The following is an 18,197-nucleotide window of genomic DNA, read 5'->3' as shown; positions in this document are numbered from 1 at the left end:
CCACCGCCCGCCGAATGGGCAGCGCGGTCAGCGCGGGCAGGGGCCGGTCGGCCACGAACACATGCCGCGCCGCCAAGTTCAGCCGCGCCCCGCCGCACTCCGGGCAGGGCTTGCTGGATAGGTATTTCGCCAAATCCTCCCGGACCATCACCGAATCGGTTTCCCGGTAGCGCCGTTCCATGTTGGGAATGACGCCTTCGAACACATGCCGATGCACCACGGTTTTGCCCTGAGCGCTCTGCACTTTGAAGGGGATGGCTTCCTTACCGCTGCCCTGGAGAATGACGGCGCGGACGGATTCCGGCAGTTCGCCGAAGGGCTGTTCCGGGTCGAAGCCGTAATGCTCGGCCAGCGACAGAAGCATCTGGTAGTAATAAGCGTTGCGCCGGTCCCAACCACGCACCGCGCCGTCGGCCAGACTAGCCCGCGTGTCGTGGACCACCAGCCGGGCGTCGAAATACTGCTTCACCCCCAGGCCATCGCAGGCCGGGCATGCGCCCTTGGGGTTGTTGAAGGAGAAGATGCGCGGCTCCAACTCGCTCAGGGAGTAGCCGCAATGGGGGCAGGCGTATTTGTCCGAACAGACCATTTCGGTCTTGGCCTCGTCCATGGACACCACCAGGGCGATGCCCTCCGCCAGTTTCAGCGCGGTCTCGAAGGATTCCGCCAGCCGCACCGCCAAGTCGGGCCGCACCTTGAAGCGGTCCACGACGGCTTCGATGGTGTGCTTCTTCCGCAAATCCAGCTTGGGCGGGTCGTCCAGTTCGTAGACCTCGCCGTCGATGCGGGCGCGGATGAAGCCCCGGTTGCGGAGGTCATCCAGCACTTGCACATGCTCGCCCTTGCGCTCGCTGACCACCGGGGCCAGCAGCATCCAGCGGCTGTCCTCGGGCTGGGCCAGCACTTGGTCCACCATTTGGCTGATGGTCTGGGCTTCCAGCGACACGCCGTGGTCCGGGCAGCGCGGGATGCCGACGCGGGCGTAGAGCAGGCGCAGGTAGTCGTAGATTTCGGTGATGGTGCCGACGGTGGAGCGCGGGTTGTGGGAGGTGGATTTCTGCTCAATGGAGATGGCCGGGGACAAGCCTTCGATGTGGTCCACGTCGGGCTTTTCCATCACCGACAGGAATTGCCGGGCGTAGGCGGACAGCGATTCCACATAGCGGCGCTGGCCTTCGGCGTAGATGGTGTCGAAGGCCAGCGAGGACTTGCCGGAGCCGGACAGGCCGGTGATGACGATCAGCTTGTCGCGGGGGAGGTCGAGGTCGATGTTCTTGAGGTTGTGGGTGCGGGCGCCGCGAATACGGATGAAGTCCATTATGGTGTCGGGGTGGTGGTCGGGGAGTTTGCCGGGGCTGGGGGTGAGACCCGAGGAATTGTGGCAGGTTCGGGCGGGGGTGGGAATTCGGGGTGGGGAAAGGTGTTGTTACTTGGATGGCGGGAAATTTTGGGCGGGATGATCATTCGAGGGGGGCTTCGGCGGGCGGGAGCAGATTGGCACGGTGGCTTTCAAACGGTTCAAAATCTGGTATCCCGCTGAATTCCAGAACCTTTGGGTGGATGCTTGGGATTGGCTGCCGTTATAGGATGGGTGGGTGATGGCGGAACCTATCGTGGCGACTGGCTTGAAGCAGTCGGTTCAGTTGCTCTTCACCTATCCTATTACATTCAATAATTCTAAATTTAGTGCCCAATGAATAATAACGAACCAATTTTGCTAGATGCGTTTGCTGTGGCTGGTTATAGAAGTTTTGGAGAAACGCCGCAGCGGTTTGAACGACTTGCTAAAGTTAATTTATTAATAGGGCAGAACAATAGTGGCAAATCAAACGTGCTACGGCTATTGCAAGAGCATTTTGCTCGGTCATCCAATAAAAATAGAAAAGTTTATTCCGATTCTGACTGGCGTCTGAGTGATCTCGATATGCACATGCCAAATCGCCCAAAATTTCAACTTGGCATTCCTATGAAGGTGGTTTCAGATGATGTTGGGCAGGTGCCGGAAAACTACAAAGATATTTTTGACCAAAAGAATCCAAAGGAATTCTGTCACCTTCTTCGTCAGATACTAGAAAAAAAATCCGAGATAGACGAAACTAATGAGGCATGGTTTTATTTTGATGGACCAAATAAGCTGGTTTCTGATAGCTGGGAAAAAGCTTTTGGTGTTCTCGATGATTATTGGTTGCAAAGATTCTGGAGTGCTTTAACGGGGCATGGACGTGGGTCACGAGAGGCTCATTGGTTTCCAGAAACATTGAGAAAAATAACGCCCAACATTACAAAACCCCATATGGTGCTTATTCCAGCCATACGTCAAGTGGGCAAAAAAGGAAGCATTTCGGAAGGCTTTGATGGGGAGGGAATTATCGAGCGGCTTGTTAAATTGCAAAACCCTGATGTTCATAATCAACAAGACAAACAAAAATTCGAGGCTATAAATCAGTTCTTGCAAAATGTTACCGATAACAAAACCGCAAGAATCGAAATTCCTCACGAGAGAGACACAATTTTGGTCCACATGGACCGAAAAACCTTGCCATTGGAATCGCTAGGAACCGGCATACACGAGGTCATCATATTGGCCTCAGCCGCCACCATCCTTGAGAATTATGTTGTCTGCATTGAGGAGCCGGAAATTCACTTAAACCCAATACTTCAAAAGAAGTTCGTGCGCTACTTGGCGGAAAATACCAATAACCAATATTTCATAACCACCCACTCCGCTGCATTAATGGATACCCCGGATGCGGAAATCTATCACATATCCTTACAACAAGGGCAATCCATTGTTGAACGGGTAACGTCCGATAGAAAGCGCTCAGCCGTCTGCGAAGATTTAGGCTATCATCCATCCGACCTACTCCAAGCGAATTGCGTTATCTGGGTTGAAGGTCCGTCCGACCGTATTTACCTGAACTATTGGCTAAACGCGCTGACCCCGCAATTTGTCGAGGGCATCCATTACTCAATTATGTTTTACGGCGGAAGACTAGCGTCACACTTGTGCGGCTCGGATATTGATGCCGATAGCCTTGATGACTTCATTTCTCTGCGCCGACTCAATAGGCGGGGCGTTATTGTAATGGATAGTGACCGCGCCAATAATTCCGCACATCTCAATAACACCAAACTAAGGCTGCGAGATAAATTCGACCAGGGGCCGGGCCATGCTTGGATCACTGAAGGACGGGAAATCGAAAACTATTTACCAACCGAATATGTCAAGAAGGCAATTGAAGCGACAATCCCCAGCGCAACCGTTCGGTCCAAATTTGGGAAGTTTGAGAACACCCTTTCAATAACCAGACAAAATAGCAAAAAGGATCAAGCACCTAAAACTGAGATTGCCAAATATATTACCAAAAAATATTCGGCAACATTTGAACAACACGACCTACGCGAGCAGTTAGACAAGCTGATTCGGTTTATTCAAAAATCAAACCCTGTTATACATGCCAAATAATCAGCCCGTAGGTTGGGGTGAGGCACGAACCCCAACATTCCCAATCGTCGGGCGCGGCGTTGGGGTTCCTACCGTCACCCCAACCTACATACTTACCAGAGCCATCAATAAACGAGGCCCAACATGATCGCAATCGCCAAACTAGAAAAGTCCGGCAACAGCCATATCATCCGGCTACCCGAGACATTTTGCCTTGAAGGGGATGAGGTATGGGTGAGAAAGGGTTCGGTCAATAACGAAATCATCTTGACGCCAAAACCCACCCGAAAATCACTAGAAGCATTTTTTGCCCTGTTGGACGCCGACCCACTCCCTGAAAAATTCTTAAGCGAGCGAATTGACTCCATCGAAGAGCCGCGCAATTTGTTCGGGGAAGCCGACGAATGATCCGCTATCTCGTTGATACCGATATATCCAGTTTCTTTCTCAAGCGGAAATTCCCGACACTGCAACTCAAAATGAGAGCAGCAATGATGGCGGGCGAGGTGGCGATTTCGGTGATTACTCGGGCCGAGTTACGTTATGGGCAAAACCTGATGGAACCCGGCGATAAGCGTTTCCGGTTGATTGATGAGTTTTTTGAAGAAATCCCCATACTCGATTGGACTTCGCAGGCGGCGGACCATTATGCCCGTCTCGCTGCCCAACAAAAGCGGACTGGGCGTCCCATTGGAACCTTCGATACGCAAATCGCTGCCCATGCCTTAGCGGAGGGTTTGATCCTAGTTACCAATAATGAGCGCCATCATGAGCAGGTTCCTGGCTTAATCATCGAGAACTGGGTTACTGGATAACCAATCATTATCGGATGGAGCACTGTGAAAATCGGGTGATCGAAGCTATTAATCTAGGACCATAGGATGCGCTGAGGCACGAAGCGCATCATCCCACTCCGCGTGATGCGCTTCCTTCGCCGGCACATCCTATGAGCTGAATTCTAATACCCCCAAACAAAAAGCCCCATCCTCACGGACGGGGCTTTTTCATGCCCAGAGTAAAAGCTATTCAACAATCATTGCGGAGTGGTCGGCTTAACCTGAATATACCCAAACAACCCGTGAGCTTCCCCATTCGGACCCGCCGCGAAGAAAAGCTGATTGGTGCCCTGACTATTTATCCCATTGCCGAAGCTAATCCCCCATAACCCATCGACCACAATTTGCGCATTCGCCGCCTGCCTTAAGGTGCTGACATAAGCACCCGTGGCCGGATCATAAACATTGATCTTGCCATCCCCGAAATTACCCACCAGCAAGCGATTCCCGAATTGCCCGAAATCCGCCGGAGCCAGGGCGATACCCCAAGGCGCATTCAATCGACCTTTTGAAATAAGCCGCTTGATAAACTGCCCCCTCGCATCAAATATGCTCACATAACCCAATCTTGCTCCCGGCACATCATCCACGCGGTTTTGATCTTGCTTGGCATAGGTCACATATATGGCACCCTGGATATTATGGATGCCAAAGGGGGCATATCCCGTGGGAAGCTTAGGATCGGTAAATGCACCGGACGGCAGGTCGGTAATTGGCTGGAAATTACTGTCAAACACATCCACCTTGCCGTTACGAAAATCGGTGGCATACAGCAACCGGCGGGTGCCATCGGCACCTAAAGCCAAGCCTTTATAAATAGCGCCGGACACCGAGTTATTAACGGTGATAATCGCATTGGCCGGGTCTACGGTGGATGACCAACCAGCTATAGTGCCTTGTTCAGTGGCGAAAATGAAATTGCTCGACCCTGAAGCGGTGCCTCTGGATACCGGAAACTGCACCGCGCCGGTGGTTCCGGCGAAACCGTTGAATACGATGCCGGTGGGGCTGGAGTTTGGATCGGTGCTGCCCGGTGGCAAAGGTATGGTTACGACGATAGATTGTTTGGTGCCCGTGCCGTTATAAATGGTGGATTTGCCGGTCCCGGCGTCCGCGACCCAAATGGGGCCGAATGGACCGAAGGCGATTCCCCAACCGTTTATCAGGTCAGGGTCGGTGGTGCTGGCTTGTCCGGCTTGATCTGATACTAGATTTTGCTGGACGTAATACTTTTGGGGAGCGGCGATGGTGGAAAATGATCCGCTTAATAGTAGCGGCAAGGCAATCGCGGCAGAAATGCTTACAAGATTCTGTTTGGCAGTTTTCACAAAACCCTCCTTGGCTTTAATTCTGATTCAAATGCGGATATTTTCTAATCGTTTTAGGGCTGGCAATATATTCAGCCTCTTAGTTGGAGGCTTGATTGCTTGGCCCGGTTCCCTGCGCCGTCTACTGATTTGGATATATCGACACTTGATTGGCAAGAATATTCAGTCGTCAGATCTCCCGTCCGGGACGGGATTGATCCTGCCATCCCGGACGGTCCAAAATCTCAGCAGCATTCCTCTTCAAGTAGCGCCAGTAATTGCAGCGCTTCCTCGTCGCCGCATTCCTCGAATAACTCCCTGACCTGATTGATATGGCAATGAATCAGGTAAAGATCATCCGGCGGCGGGCCGCTGCGGGGTTTGCGTTTCGCCATGAAGTATTCCCAGAAGGAGCGGCTGGCCCCGGATGCGGCCATATTCCGCTCGATCATTTCCATCACTCGGCGGGCATTCCCGTCGCAGTCGATTCCCTCAAAGCTGACATATCGGTCGGTCCCCTTGCCGCAGCCACAATCGGCGTGGGTGTATTGATTTGTATTCATGGTTGCTCCTGAAGAATGCAGGTCTGCATTGTATTACACAGGTGTCGCAACTTGGTTTAAGCAAGATCAAGCCGACGCCAGATTTTCAGGCGCTATATAGACACCTCCGTTGGTATAGCGACTTTTTGCTCCCCCTGCCGGCGGGGGAGAGGACCAAAGAGACGTGGCGTAATTGCCCTGGCTGGCCCGTGCGCCCCGGTGCGCAAAGGGCGAATGCTATAATCACCGCCCTTTCCAACTCCAACCATCATCACCGTCCTGCCCCGGAACGGACCCACAACGGCACCCAATCCCTCTGTTCCCGTGACCTTAATCCAAACACCCATTGTCCAGGCCGACGGCTTGACCAAATACTACGGGCGGCAGTGCGTGGTGGACCGGATTTCCTTTTCCATAGGCCGGGGCGAGTTCTGCGGCATCCTCGGTCCCAACGGCGCGGGCAAGACCACCACCCTGAAAATGTTGGTGGGCAACGCGCCGCCGACGGCGGGCGAATTGTCGGTCATGGGATTTCTGATTCCCTGCGAGGCGCGGGCCATGCGCTGCAAGATCGGCATCGTGCCGCAGTCCGACACCCTCGACCCGGAATTCACCGTGGTCGAAAACCTCGAAGTGTATGGCCGCTATTTCGGCTTGCCCCGGCGGGAGATAGCGGCCCGCATTCCCGGCCTACTCAAGTTGGCGGCGCTGGAGGACAAGGCCCAGTCCCGCATCAACCAGCTTTCTGGCGGCATGAAGCGGCGCCTCTCCATCGCCCGCGCCCTCATCAACCGGCCCGAATTACTCATCCTCGACGAACCCACCACCGGACTCGACCCGCAAATCCGCCAGAACCTCTGGCAACTGCTGCGGCAACTGCAAAAGGAAGGGCTGACCATCATCCTCACCACCCATTACATGGACGAGGCCGAGCGCCTCTGCAACCGCATCATCCTCATGGACCATGGCCGGGTGCTGGCTGACCAAAGCCCGCAGTCCTTGATCCGCGAGTCCATCGAGTCGCATGTGCTGGAAGTGCATGGCGTCGAACTGGACCGCTGGCTGGCAACCGCGCCAATGGATTGCAGCATCCGCTGCGAGCGGGTGGGTGAGAGCGTGTTTTTCTACGGCGAGAAGCTGGATTGCCTGGTGAATACCCTGGACGGTTGGAGCGGGCGGCTCAATTACGCCTATCGCCCGGCCAATCTGGAGGATGTGTTCCTCAAGCTGACCGGGCGGGAGTTGCGGGATGGGTGAGGCGTTCGGGCGCTGGTGGGCGGTGTGGCGGCGCAACGCCCTGGTGTGGCGGAAGTCGGCCCGCACCGCGCTGTTGGGTGGCTTCGCCGAACCGCTGTTCTACCTGTTCGCGCTGGGCTACGGCCTGGGCAGCTTCATCGGCGAGGTGGACGGGTTTTCCTATCTCGGCTTCATCACCGCTGGCATTCTTTCCACCTCGGCCATGAACGCCGCCACCTTCGAGGGGCTGTATCTGGCCTATACCCGGATGGAAGTCCTGCGCACCTGGGACGGCATGTTGGCCGCGCCCTTAGGCATCGGCGACGTGGTGATGGGCGAGGTGCTGTGGATGGGCACCAAGAGCCTCATCAATTCCGGGCTGATTCTGGCGGTGACGGCCCTGTTCGGGCTGCTGCCCCACTGGACGGCGCTGGCGGTGCTGCCGGTGTCCTTCCTGGCCGGGTTGTGTTTCGGTGGCATGGCCTTGCTGGTGACGTCTTTCGCCCGCAGCTACGACTTTTTCGTCTATTACATCACCCTCGCGATCACGCCCATGGTGTTGCTGAGCGGCGTGTTCTTCCCACTGACATCGCTCCCCGAGCCGTTGCGCTTGGGCATGAGCTGTTTGCCGCTGTTCCATGTGGTTGAGGCGGTGCGGTCCTTGGTGGTCGGGCGGCTGGGGCTGGATTTGCTCTCCCATCTGGCGGTGCCGCTGGGCTACGCCGTGGCGGCGACGGGCATTGCGATCTGGCGGTTCCAGCGGCGGCTGTTGCAATAATCCCAGTGGGCGCGTCCTTTAGGGCGCGACAAGCCACCACGAGAGTCGCGCCCTGAAGGACGCGCCCACCGTTGCGTATTTTTCACTTCCCATATCTATAAAAACCCGCTATCCCATGTCCCACCAAGCCAACTCCCTCAGGTCCATCTTTTTCGCGCTCGGCGCCAACGCCGCCATCGCCGGGGCCAAGTTGTTCGCGGCGCTCCACACCGGCTCCAATTCCATGCTGGCGGAAGCCATCCATTCTTTCGCCGACTGCGGCAACCAGGGCTTGCTGCTGCTGGGTTTGAAGAAGGCCGGACAGCCACCCTCGCCCGACTACCCGCTGGGCCACGGCAAGGCCATCTATTTCTGGTCGTTCATCGTGGCCCTGATCCTGTTCAGCATGGGCGGGCTGTTCTCCATCTACGAGGGCATCCACAAGCTTGAGGCCCACGAAGGCATGGAATCGCCCTGGCTGGCGGTGGGCATTCTGGGGTTCAGCGTGGTCATGGAAAGCGTGTCGCTGTACGGCTGTTTGCGGGAGATCAACAAGCAGCGCAAGGGCAAGCGGCTGTGGCGCTGGTTCCGGCAGACCCGGCAGAGCGAGTTGATCGTGGTGCTGGGCGAGGACGTGGCGGCGCTGGCGGGCCTGACGCTGGCGCTCATCGCGGTGCTGCTCGCCATTTATACCGGCGATCCCATGTATGACGCCGCCGGTAGCATCGCCATCGGCGTGTTGTTGGTGCTGGTGGCGGTATGCATTGGTGCCCAGGTCAAGGGGCTGCTCATCGGTCAGAGCGTGGAGATGGAGGTCAGGGAGGCGATTCTGCACTACCTGGAGGGCCGGGAAGAAGTGCGGCGGGTTTTCAACGTGGTGACGCTGCAACTGGGCGAGGACGTGATGGTGGCGGTGAAGGCGGAAATGCGGGATGTGATTGCCGCCGTCGATTTGATTGAGGACATCAACCGCTGCGAGGCGGGGTTGAGGCTGGCGTTTCCCCAGGTGCGGTGGGTGTTTTTCGAGCCGGACATCACGGACTGACGGGCCATCCTCCGTGCGTGCTTCGATACCCTTCGGCTGCGCTCAGGACGGGCCTCAGCACGAACGGAGGATGGCCCCGACCGTTCGCCCTGAGGTATCGAAGGGTGAATGGTCGGGGCAACCGCTGGCTTTGCGGAAAGTTGTGATGTTTTTGAAAACCCGGCGTACTTCGCTCATACTGCGGCCCGTCCGAAGCCGTCGCCTGCCTTTCCATGAAGCCATCCCTCCCATTGCTGTTGCTGCTCCTGTTGGCCGGGTGCGCCTCGCTGCCGCCCAAGAACCCGGCCAATATTTGTTCGATCTTCCACGAGAAGGACGACTGGTATGCCGCCACCCGCAAGGCGCAGCAGCGTTGGGGCGTGCCGGTGCCGGTGCAGATGGCGATCATCAATCAGGAATCCAGCTTCGTGGAGGACGCCCGCCCGCCGCGCTATCGGTTCCTCGGCTTCATTCCGTTGTGGCGCCCGACCACGGCCTATGGCTACGGGCAGGCCACCGACCCGACCTGGGATTGGTATCTGGCCGACACTGGCCATTCCGGGGCCGACCGCGATGATTTCGACGATGCCACCGACTTTGTCGGCTGGTATACCTATCAAAGCTATAGCAAGCTCGGCATCCCCAAGCACGACGCTTACCGCCAGTATCTTGCTTATCATGAGGGGCACGGCGGCTATAAGCGCGGCTCGCACAAGGCCAAGTCGTGGCTGCTGCAAGTGGCCCGCAAGGTGGCGACCAATGCCACGCGGTATAAGACGCAGTTGACGGGGTGTCAGCGGGAGTTGGATTTGGCCCTCGCGGAACGGGATTAGGGCTGTAGGTCGGACTTAAGTCCGACCTACAATGGACCGGCCCGATTTTATTTTTATCGCCTTTTCATTCTTCCATGCATTCATCCCATCGCTTTTTCGCCACCGCCCCCCTCGGCATCGAACTGCTCCTCGCCCAAGAACTCCGCGACTTAGGGCTAGCCGATGTCGCCGAAGGCCGGGCCGGCGCCTCATTCAGTGGCGACCTCGAAGCCGCTTATAAAGCCTGCCTCTGGTCACGCCTCGCCAACCGGATTCTGCTACCCATCGCCCAGTTCCCGGCGGCGACCCCGGAAGCGCTGTACGTCGGGGTCTACGCCATCGATTGGGGCGAACATTTGGACCCCGACGCCACCTTCGCCATCGACTTCGCGTCCAGCCGTTCCGCCATCAACCACACGCTGTTCGGGGCGCAGAAGGTCAAGGACGCCATCGTCGACCACTTCCGGGAACAGCACGGCGTGCGTCCGTCGGTGGATTTGGCGCAGCCCGACTTGCGGGTGAATGTCTATCTCGATAAAGACCTCGCCACGGTGGGCATCGACTTGTCCGGCGAAAGCCTGCACAAGCGCGGCTATCGAACGGAAGGTGGCAAAGCGCCCCTCAAGGAGAATCTGGCGGCGGCGATTCTGCTGCGGGCGGGGTGGCCGAAAGTCGCCGAGGCGGGCGGGCATTTCATCGACCCCATGTGCGGCTCCGGCACGCTGCCCATCGAGGCGGCGCTGATGGCGGCGGATTCCGCGCCGGGCTTATTGCGGCCCTCGTTCGGCTTCTTCGGTTGGCGGGGCCATGACTCGGCCCTGTGGTTGCGGCTGGTGAGCGAGGCCGAGGCGCGTTCCGACATCGGCGTGAAAAAGCTCCCGACCATCGTCGGCTACGATCTCGACCGGGAGGCCATCCATAACGCGCTGGGTAACATCGAGCGGGCCGGGCTGCGGGGCAGGGTGCATGTGGAGCGGAAATCCGTCGGCGAGGTCCGTCCGCGCCACCCGACCGGGCTGCTCGTCGCCAATCCGCCCTACGGCGAGCGCTTGGGGGACGAGACGACCCTGGAGCCGCTATACCGGGAATTGGGCGACACGCTGAAAAATCATTTCCGGGGCTGGAAGGCCAGCGTTTTCACCGGCAATACGGAACTGGCCTTCAAGGTCGGACTTCGCGCCACCCGCCAGTACGCGCTGTATAACGGCGCGTTGGAATGCAAGTTGTTCAACTTCGAGGTGGCCGGGGAACGCTTCTTCACGCCCCACGAGGGCGGGCCGCTGTCGGACGCTCAGCGGCAGATACGCGACCTGTTCCGCCGAGCCAGGGCGGTGGACATCACTGCCGGCGGGGCGGAAATGTTCGCCAACCGCTTGCGGAAGAACCTCAAGAATCTGGGCGGCTGGGCGCGGAAAAGCGGGGTGTCCTGCTATCGGCTGTACGACGCGGACTTGCCGGAATATGCCGTGGCGGTGGATGTGTACCAGGGCGAACAGCTTTGGGTACACGTCCAGGAATACGAGGCGCCGTCCAGCATCGACCCGGCCAAGGCGGAAAGCCGCTTAATCGAGGCACTGGCCGGGCTACCTGCTGTGTTGGAGATTCCGCCCGCCCAAATCTTCCTGAAAGTCCGCCGCCGCCAGAAGGGCGCGGCGCAATATGAAAAGCAGTCGGAATCAGGCCGGTTTTATCAAGTGGAGGAGGGTGGCTTGAAGTTCTGGGTGAATTTCGAGGATTACCTGGACACCGGCTTGTTCCTCGATCACCGCATCACCCGGCAACTGCTGCGCGAGCGGGCGGAGGGCAAGAGCTTCCTGAACCTGTTCGCCTACACCGGCTCGGGCACGGTCTACGCCGCCAAGGGCGGGGCCGCGTCCACCACCACGGTGGATATGTCGCGGACCTATCTGGATTGGGCGCAGCGCAATCTCGATCTCAACGGCCTGCGCGGCAACCGCCACGAACTGATCCAGGCCGATTGCTTGGACTGGCTGGATGAGGCGGTTGATGGGGCGTGGCGCTACGACCTGATTTTCCTGGACCCACCGACCTTTTCCACCTCCAAGCGGATGCGCGGGACGCTGGATATTCAGCGGGACCATGTGGGGCTGATTCGGCGGTGCGTGAGCTTGTTGGCGCCGGGCGGGACGCTGGTGTTCTCCACCAATCACCGCAAGTTCAAGCTGGATATGGAAGCGCTGGCGGACCTGAAAATCGAGGACGTGAGCCGGAAAACCATCCCCAAGGATTTCGAGCGGAACGCCCGGATTCATTATTGTTGGCTGATTGGCCGGTAGCGCTTGTGCGTTTTTTCCCTCTTGCCTTTGGGAGAGGGTTGGGGTGAGGGTGTCAAAAAAAGGATTTCCTCCTTAAAAAACGGCGAATCCGAATTCATGATGGAATGGGGATGAATCCCAATTTGGATACCCTCGCCCCGCCCTCTCTCAAAGGCGAGAGGGAGAAAGTAGATCGTGCGACCGCCCCGCCTGCACCGCCATCGTGCATGGACAGCCCGCCGGGATTTACTTAAAATTCCGCCAACTTTACGATTTATAAGAATTCTTTAGGGACGGGAGGAACCCCACGGTTCTTCCCGTTTCGCACGTTTGAAGGTGACTGAATTGAATCCTAGCTCCAATACTCACGCATTACTGGCCCTGGAAGACGGCACGATTTTCAAAGGGATAGCCATCGGGGCGGAAGGCTCCTCGGTGGGCGAGGTCGTTTTCAACACCTCCATCACGGGCTACCAGGAAATCCTCACCGATCCCTCCTACGCCCGCCAAATCGTTACCCTGACCTATCCCCACATCGGCAACACCGGCATCAACGGCGAGGACATCGAATCGACCGGCATCTTCGCCAGCGGGCTGGTGGTGAAGAATGTTCCGCTACGCCTGAGCAATTGGCGCTCCGAGCAGAGCCTGTCCGATTACCTTCGGGCGAAGAATGTGGTGGGCATCGCTGGCATCGACACCCGCAAGCTGACCCGCATTCTCCGCGACAAGGGCGCCCAGCGCGGCTGCATCATGGCCGGAGAGAATCTGGACGCCGAAGCCGCCATCGCCAAGGCGCGGGAGTTCCCCGGCTTGCAGGGCATGGACTTGGCGAAGGAAGTCTGCGTGAAGGAGCGCTACCCTTGGACGGAAGGCTCGTGGGCTTTGGGCCAGGGCTACACCGCGCCGGAGGCGGGCCGGTTCCATGTGGTGGCTTACGATTTCGGCGTGAAGCGCAACATCCTGCGCCTGCTGGCCGACCGGGGTTGCCGCCTGACCGTGGTGCCCGCGCAGACTTCTGCCGAAGAGGTGTTGGCGTTAGAACCCAACGGCGTGTTCCTGTCCAATGGTCCCGGCGACCCCGAGCCGTGCGATTACGCCATCCAAGCCATCCGCACCTTCCTGGAACTCAAGCTGCCGGTATTCGGCATTTGCTTGGGTCATCAGTTGTTGGGCCTCGCCGCCGGTGCCCGCACCGTCAAGATGAAGTTCGGCCATCACGGGGCCAACCATCCGGTGCAGGAGTTGGACACGGGTCGCGTCCTCATCACTAGCCAGAACCACGGCTTCGCGGTGGACGAAACCACGCTGCCCGCCAATGTCCGGCCCAGTTATCGCTCGCTATTCGATGGCAGTTTGCAGGGCATCGAACTGACCGACCGGCCCGCGTTCAGTTTCCAGGGCCACCCGGAAGCCAGCCCTGGCCCGCATGATTTGAAGCCGTTGTTTGATCGGTTTATTGGGATGATGGGAAAGTAAATTCGAGCTTGGTTTTTTGAGGCACAAATACATGCCCAAGAAAATCAGGGAGCTTATCCGCGAATTGGGGGCGGCGGGCTTTAACGAAATTAGCGGGGCGGGGAAAGGTTCGCATCGGAAATTTGTCCATCCAAAGTATTCCGGCGCGGTTACGGTAAGCGGAAGCCCCGGCGATGACGCAAAGCCTTACCAGGAAAAGCAGGTTCAGCAGGCTATTGAGGAGGTGAAGCCATGAAAGACAGCGATCACTTTCATAAGTGGGTTGAATGGAGTGAAGAGGATCAGGTTTATTTAGGGAAATGTCCTGATTTGATTACCGGCATTCATGGTGACGATCCCATTAGGTTATATGGCGAGTTATGCGAGGTTGTCGAGGATGTGATTCGGCATTTCCGGGAAGAGGGCCGAGTACTTCCGCAGCCTTGTGTGCGACCTATGCGGGAAGTGGCTTGATCTTTGAGGTTTACGAGTATGAATGTAGAAGAACTTGAGCGCGAAGTATCCCAATTGCCCCCGTCTGAGCTTAAGCAGTTTTCCGAGTGGTTTGATGAATTCAAGGCGGACCAATGGGATAAACAGATTGAGGAAGATATTCTGGCTGGGCGGTTCGATTCGATAGCTCAACAAGTATTGGAAAGCGGCTCTATTCCTTTCCCGAAACAGCCCACATTGGAACAGCGTAAAGCTCTGGAAGAAGCGGGCAAGCGGCTAGATGAGAAGCTGGCAAAATTGGGGATTAACGAGGATGAGGTGGTAGAAGATTTCAAGCAGTGGCGGCGGCAGCGAGGAAATGCCTAAGAAGTTTCTAGTTATCGACGCGAATATCCTAATCCGTGCGGTATTGGGTAGTCGAGTTAGGCAGCTAATTAAAGATTACTCGGATTCGGTAGCGTTTTATATCGCCGAAGCAAATCTAAACGAAGCCGAGTTTCATCTTTCCCAATCGCTGGCTCAAAAGCAGAATTTGGATGAAGCGGAATGGCGCTCTGTCTTTAACGGGTTATTAGATACCATTCAAGTTATCCCCGATAAATCGTTAGTTGATTTTGAGCGCCAAGCCAGGGCACGGATTGAAAAACGTGATCCGAATGATTGGCCCGCTGTGGCGGCGGCGTTGATTTTCAATTGTCCGGTTTGGACTGAGGATAAGGATTTCTTTGGAGCAGGTGTGGCGACTTGGACCACGGCGACGGTGGAATTATATCTCAGTGAGTCGCCCGATTATACGGAGTGGCAAAGGACGCTGTGGGAGGATAAGAGCGTTGATGAGATTAGCCGGATGGCTATGACTCACAGAAATCCTGACAAGGAATGACCGCTTTAAGAAGTACGGGAGATTGCCATGGCAAATATAAGCGAACGAATCACTGTAAACCCTGCTCAATGCGGCGGGCGTCCCTGTATTCGGGGTATGCGTATACGGGTTAGCGATGTGTTGGATTTGCTGGCGAACGGTTTGTCGTTCGAGCAAATCCTGGAAGAAATGCCTGATTTGGAATACCAGGATATTCAAGCTTGTTTGCGATTGGCGAGCCGCCGGTTTGACCATCCTGTGCTTGCGGCATGATTATTTGGATTGACGCGCAAGTTTCGCCAATTATAGCGCCTTGGCTTAGTGAGAATTTCGACATTGAAGCTAAGGCGGTGCGGGAATTGGGGTTGCGTGATGCTTCGGATATGCAAATCTTTGAAGCAGCTAAGCGGGCGGGCGCAGCGGTTTTTACAAAGGATAGCGATTTCCTGGAGATTCAGGATCGTTTAGGTTCGCCACCTCAAATAATCTGGGTTACTTGTGGTAACACATCCAATGCGCGGCTTAAAGAGATTCTCTCGATTGCGATGCCACAAGCGATTGAATTATTGCGGCGCGGTGAGCCTGTGGTGGAAATCGGCGATATTCAATCTTGCTAACTTCGCGTAGTAGCCGATGTATCCAGCCGTCATAAATGTTGCCCCATGTGATAATTACCTTGTTCATGTTGCTTTCGACAATGGCGAGCAAGGTTTTCTCGATATGAAGCCATATCTGGATTTCGGGGTTTTCCAGCGGCTTCGGAAGGTGGATTCCTTCAAGCAAGTTTGGGTGGCTTTAGATACGCTGGAATGGGCGACGGGTGTTGATCTTGATCCTGAGTTTGTTTATGAGAAATGCGTGAGAGACGTTGGCGTGAAATCCGAAGCGGCGTAATTTTTACACTGGTTTCCAAGCTGGATTTTGGGAGGCGACAAAATGCGGGCTATTAATAATAGGGCAATTTTATGATTTGGAATAATTGCAAGGCTGATACTCTCTATTATGATGGCTCAGATGCGGCCACTGACTGGCCCTGTAAGGTAGAGCTAGATGGTGGCAGAATTCGAGTATCGTATGAAGATGATGATGGGGAAACTGTTGTTTATGAAGGCCATGAAAATGGAATAGGTCATTTCGAGTTAAATGCACCACAGGTTAACGGGCGAGCAACACTTCATAGGTTTGAGAATGGGAAAATATTAGAGGGATATTGGGTGGAAGAAGGTTATCGTGGAATGTGGCGAATTATTCTTGGCTAACAAAGTTTGTATGGCTTCTATCATGTAGCTGACGAATAGTTTTTTTGGCTATTATCGAAATAAGGTAATTAATTCTATGCAAGCCATCGAACTAGAAACCACCATCGACCGCAACGGAAACTTTCATGGCCTAGTCCCAGAACAATATCGCCGTAGCTTCGGCGCTAAAGCACGGATTGTTGTGTTGCTAAACGATGCCGAAAGCGAAAGCATACCCGCCAAAGGCCAAGCCAATAAGTTAATGGAATTTGCCGGTAAACTGGATTGGCCGATTGCCGATCCCGTAGCATTCCAGCAAGAGCTACGCAAGGAATGGGGCCGGGAATGAGGCTAACGCATCTACTAGATACCAATGCGGTGATTTATTTGCAAAAAGGTCTTTTAGCCGCGCCTTTACCGGAAGGCGTATACGGAATATCCATCATCACTGAAATTGAATTGCGTAGTTTCTCCGACTTAACCGCCGACCAACAAGCTTGGCTAAGACGATTTCTCGACAGCATTTATATCGTTGGTTTGACCGAAGCCATTAAAGAGCAAGTTATCCAATTGCGGCAACGGTATCGAATTAAATTGCCAGACGCGATTATCGCGGCCACCGCCATTCAAGAACAGGCTATCTTATTGACCAATGACCGGCAGCTTCACGCAATTGATATTCTCAACAGCGCCGAATTACTAATCACTCCAAGCTAAAACACCCAAGTCGATATTCCACCCCTCGCGTGGAACGCCAACCAGCACAGCAACCATGCCAAAACGTACCGACATCCAAAGCATCCTCCTCCTCGGCGCAGGTCCCATCGTCATCGGCCAAGCGTGCGAGTTCGACTACTCCGGCGCACAAGCGTGCAAAGCCCTCAAAGAAGAGGGCTACCGGGTCATCCTGGTCAACTCCAACCCGGCCACCATCATGACCGACCCGGAGATGGCCGACGCCACCTACATCGAACCCATCGACTGGCAGACCGTCGCCAAGATCATCGAGAAGGAACGGCCCGACGCCCTGCTGCCCACCATGGGCGGCCAGACCGCGCTGAACTGCGCCCTCGACCTCGACCGCCACGGCGTGCTGGAAAAGTTCGGCGTGCAAATGATCGGCGCGTCGAAAGAAGCCATCGACAAGGCCGAAGACCGCCAGAAGTTCAAAGAGGCGATGACCAAAATCGGCCTGGGTTCGGCCCGCTCCGGCATCGCCCACACGCTTGAAGAAGCGCTGGCCTGCCTGGACCACACCGGCTACCCGGCCATCATCCGCCCGTCCTTCACCTTGGGCGGTTCCGGCGGCGGCATCGCCTACAACAAGCAGGAATTCATCGAAATCTGCGAGCGCGGCCTGGAACTGTCGCCCACCCACGAACTGCTGATCGAGGAATCGGTGCTGGGCTGGAAAGAGTTCGAGATGGAAGTGGTGCGGGACCGCAAGGACAACTGCATCATCATTTGCTCCATCGAGAACTTCGACCCGATGGGCGTCCACACCGGCGACTCCATCACCGTCGCTCCGGCCCAGACGCTCACCGACAAGGAATACCAGATCATGCGCGACGCCTCGATAGCGGTGCTGCGCGAGATCGGCGTCGACACCGGCGGCTCCAACGTGCAGTTCTCCATCAGCCCCAAGGACGGGCGGATGATCGTCATCGAAATGAACCCCCGCGTGTCCCGCTCCTCGGCGCTGGCGTCCAAGGCCACCGGCTTCCCGATTGCCAAAGTCGCGGCCAAGCTGGCGGTGGGTTACACGCTGGACGAACTCCGCAACGAAATCACCGGCGGCGCGACCCCGGCTTCGTTCGAGCCGACCATCGACTACGTGGTGACGAAAGTCCCGCGCTTCACCTTCGAGAAATTCCCCCAGGCCGACGACCGCCTCACCACCCAGATGAAATCGGTGGGCGAAGCCATGGCGATTGGCCGGACCTTCCAAGAA

The 18,197-nt window shown here is 56.3% G+C and carries 22 protein-coding genes and 1 pseudogene; 20 read left to right on the top strand and 3 right to left on the bottom strand.

What is annotated here, in order from left to right:
* Positions 1-1,318: pseudogene (locus ACXWUF_RS05745) on the bottom strand (excinuclease ABC subunit UvrA); the annotation flags it as partial.
* 375 nt (positions 1,319-1,693) lie between these two features.
* Here ACXWUF_RS05745 and ACXWUF_RS05740 point away from each other — a divergent pair.
* The 3 genes from ACXWUF_RS05740 (at position 1,694) to ACXWUF_RS05730 (ending at position 4,260) form a co-directional block, all read left to right on the top strand.
* Entirely contained in the window at positions 1,694-3,466 is a 1,773-nt protein-coding gene (locus ACXWUF_RS05740; protein ID WP_458493711.1) for an AAA family ATPase, read from the top strand.
* A gap of 123 nt (positions 3,467-3,589) precedes the next feature.
* The gene (locus ACXWUF_RS05735; RefSeq protein ID WP_458493710.1) at positions 3,590-3,853 is read left to right on the top strand and encodes an antitoxin; all 264 of its coding nucleotides are present in this window, start codon (positions 3,590-3,592) and stop codon (positions 3,851-3,853) included.
* A complete protein-coding gene (locus ACXWUF_RS05730) occupies positions 3,850-4,260 on the top strand; it encodes a type II toxin-antitoxin system VapC family toxin (RefSeq protein ID WP_458493709.1) in 411 nt (136 codons plus the stop codon). Before ACXWUF_RS05735 ends, ACXWUF_RS05730 begins: the two co-directional genes overlap by 4 nt.
* Positions 4,261-4,478: 218 nt before the next feature.
* Here ACXWUF_RS05730 and ACXWUF_RS05725 read toward each other — a convergent pair whose 3' ends face one another.
* Together ACXWUF_RS05725 and cowN are read right to left on the bottom strand one after the other, a co-directional pair.
* On the bottom strand, positions 4,479-5,609 hold the full coding sequence (locus ACXWUF_RS05725; RefSeq protein ID WP_458493708.1) for a TIGR03118 family protein: 1,131 nt from the start codon (positions 5,607-5,609) through the stop codon (positions 4,479-4,481).
* Positions 5,610-5,833: 224 nt separating this feature from the next.
* A complete protein-coding gene (gene cowN, locus ACXWUF_RS05720) occupies positions 5,834-6,151 on the bottom strand; it encodes a N(2)-fixation sustaining protein CowN (RefSeq protein WP_458493707.1) in 318 nt (105 codons plus the stop codon).
* A gap of 342 nt (positions 6,152-6,493) precedes the next feature.
* On the opposite strand from cowN, the gene ACXWUF_RS05715 reads away from it, so the two are divergent.
* The 17 genes from ACXWUF_RS05715 to carB form a co-directional block, all read left to right on the top strand.
* Positions 6,494-7,387, top strand: coding sequence for an ATP-binding cassette domain-containing protein (locus tag ACXWUF_RS05715; RefSeq protein WP_458493706.1), 894 nt, complete (start codon positions 6,494-6,496; stop codon positions 7,385-7,387).
* Positions 7,380-8,144, top strand: coding sequence for an ABC transporter permease (locus tag ACXWUF_RS05710; protein WP_458493705.1), 765 nt, complete (start codon positions 7,380-7,382; stop codon positions 8,142-8,144). Before ACXWUF_RS05715 ends, ACXWUF_RS05710 begins: the two co-directional genes overlap by 8 nt.
* 115 nt (positions 8,145-8,259) lie before the next feature.
* Complete coding sequence (locus ACXWUF_RS05705) at positions 8,260-9,168, top strand: cation diffusion facilitator family transporter (RefSeq protein ID WP_458493704.1); 909 nt, start codon at positions 8,260-8,262, stop codon at positions 9,166-9,168.
* A 212-nt stretch (positions 9,169-9,380) separates the two neighbouring features.
* Complete coding sequence (locus tag ACXWUF_RS05700) at positions 9,381-9,980, top strand: transglycosylase SLT domain-containing protein (RefSeq protein WP_458493703.1); 600 nt, start codon at positions 9,381-9,383, stop codon at positions 9,978-9,980.
* Positions 9,981-10,054: 74 nt separating this feature from the next.
* Complete coding sequence (gene rlmKL, locus ACXWUF_RS05695) at positions 10,055-12,256, top strand: bifunctional 23S rRNA (guanine(2069)-N(7))-methyltransferase RlmK/23S rRNA (guanine(2445)-N(2))-methyltransferase RlmL (RefSeq protein WP_458493702.1); 2,202 nt, start codon at positions 10,055-10,057, stop codon at positions 12,254-12,256.
* A 324-nt stretch (positions 12,257-12,580) separates the two neighbouring features.
* On the top strand, positions 12,581-13,714 hold the full coding sequence (gene carA, locus ACXWUF_RS05690) for a glutamine-hydrolyzing carbamoyl-phosphate synthase small subunit (protein WP_458493701.1): 1,134 nt from the start codon (positions 12,581-12,583) through the stop codon (positions 13,712-13,714).
* Between the two features lie 31 nt (positions 13,715-13,745).
* Positions 13,746-13,949, top strand: coding sequence for a type II toxin-antitoxin system HicA family toxin (locus tag ACXWUF_RS05685; RefSeq protein WP_458493700.1), 204 nt, complete (start codon positions 13,746-13,748; stop codon positions 13,947-13,949).
* Positions 13,946-14,167, top strand: coding sequence for a hypothetical protein (locus tag ACXWUF_RS05680; RefSeq protein WP_458493699.1), 222 nt, complete (start codon positions 13,946-13,948; stop codon positions 14,165-14,167). The genes ACXWUF_RS05685 and ACXWUF_RS05680 overlap by 4 nt, the downstream gene beginning before the upstream one ends.
* Positions 14,168-14,185: 18 nt before the next feature.
* Entirely contained in the window at positions 14,186-14,512 is a 327-nt protein-coding gene (locus tag ACXWUF_RS05675; protein WP_458493698.1) for a hypothetical protein, read from the top strand.
* Complete coding sequence (locus ACXWUF_RS05670; RefSeq protein ID WP_458493697.1) at positions 14,505-15,029, top strand: PIN domain-containing protein; 525 nt, start codon at positions 14,505-14,507, stop codon at positions 15,027-15,029. The genes ACXWUF_RS05675 and ACXWUF_RS05670 overlap by 8 nt, the downstream gene beginning before the upstream one ends.
* 27 nt (positions 15,030-15,056) lie before the next feature.
* Positions 15,057-15,281, top strand: a complete 225-nt coding sequence (locus ACXWUF_RS05665) for a DUF433 domain-containing protein (protein ID WP_458493696.1) — start codon at positions 15,057-15,059, stop codon at positions 15,279-15,281.
* On the top strand, positions 15,278-15,625 hold the full coding sequence (locus tag ACXWUF_RS05660) for a DUF5615 family PIN-like protein (protein ID WP_458493695.1): 348 nt from the start codon (positions 15,278-15,280) through the stop codon (positions 15,623-15,625). Before ACXWUF_RS05665 ends, ACXWUF_RS05660 begins: the two co-directional genes overlap by 4 nt.
* Positions 15,626-15,641: 16 nt before the next feature.
* Positions 15,642-15,902, top strand: a complete 261-nt coding sequence (locus ACXWUF_RS05655; RefSeq protein WP_458493694.1) for a DUF2442 domain-containing protein — start codon at positions 15,642-15,644, stop codon at positions 15,900-15,902.
* A gap of 71 nt (positions 15,903-15,973) precedes the next feature.
* On the top strand, positions 15,974-16,267 hold the full coding sequence (locus ACXWUF_RS05650; protein ID WP_458493693.1) for a hypothetical protein: 294 nt from the start codon (positions 15,974-15,976) through the stop codon (positions 16,265-16,267).
* 76 nt (positions 16,268-16,343) lie between these two features.
* Positions 16,344-16,595 carry a hypothetical protein gene (locus ACXWUF_RS05645; RefSeq protein ID WP_458493692.1) on the top strand — a complete coding sequence of 84 codons (252 nt, stop codon included), beginning with the start codon at positions 16,344-16,346 and terminating at the stop codon, positions 16,593-16,595.
* Positions 16,592-16,963 carry a type II toxin-antitoxin system VapC family toxin gene (locus ACXWUF_RS05640; protein WP_458493691.1) on the top strand — a complete coding sequence of 124 codons (372 nt, stop codon included), beginning with the start codon at positions 16,592-16,594 and terminating at the stop codon, positions 16,961-16,963. Before ACXWUF_RS05645 ends, ACXWUF_RS05640 begins: the two co-directional genes overlap by 4 nt.
* 55 nt (positions 16,964-17,018) lie before the next feature.
* Positions 17,019-18,197: carbamoyl-phosphate synthase large subunit (gene carB, locus ACXWUF_RS05635; RefSeq protein WP_458493690.1), on the top strand; the 1,179-nt coding region annotated here is incomplete at its 3' end.

Source organism: Methylomagnum sp., assembly GCF_054333355.1.
Note: the sequence above shows the minus strand (reverse complement) of the source record. Positions and strands in the feature narration are given on the sequence as shown.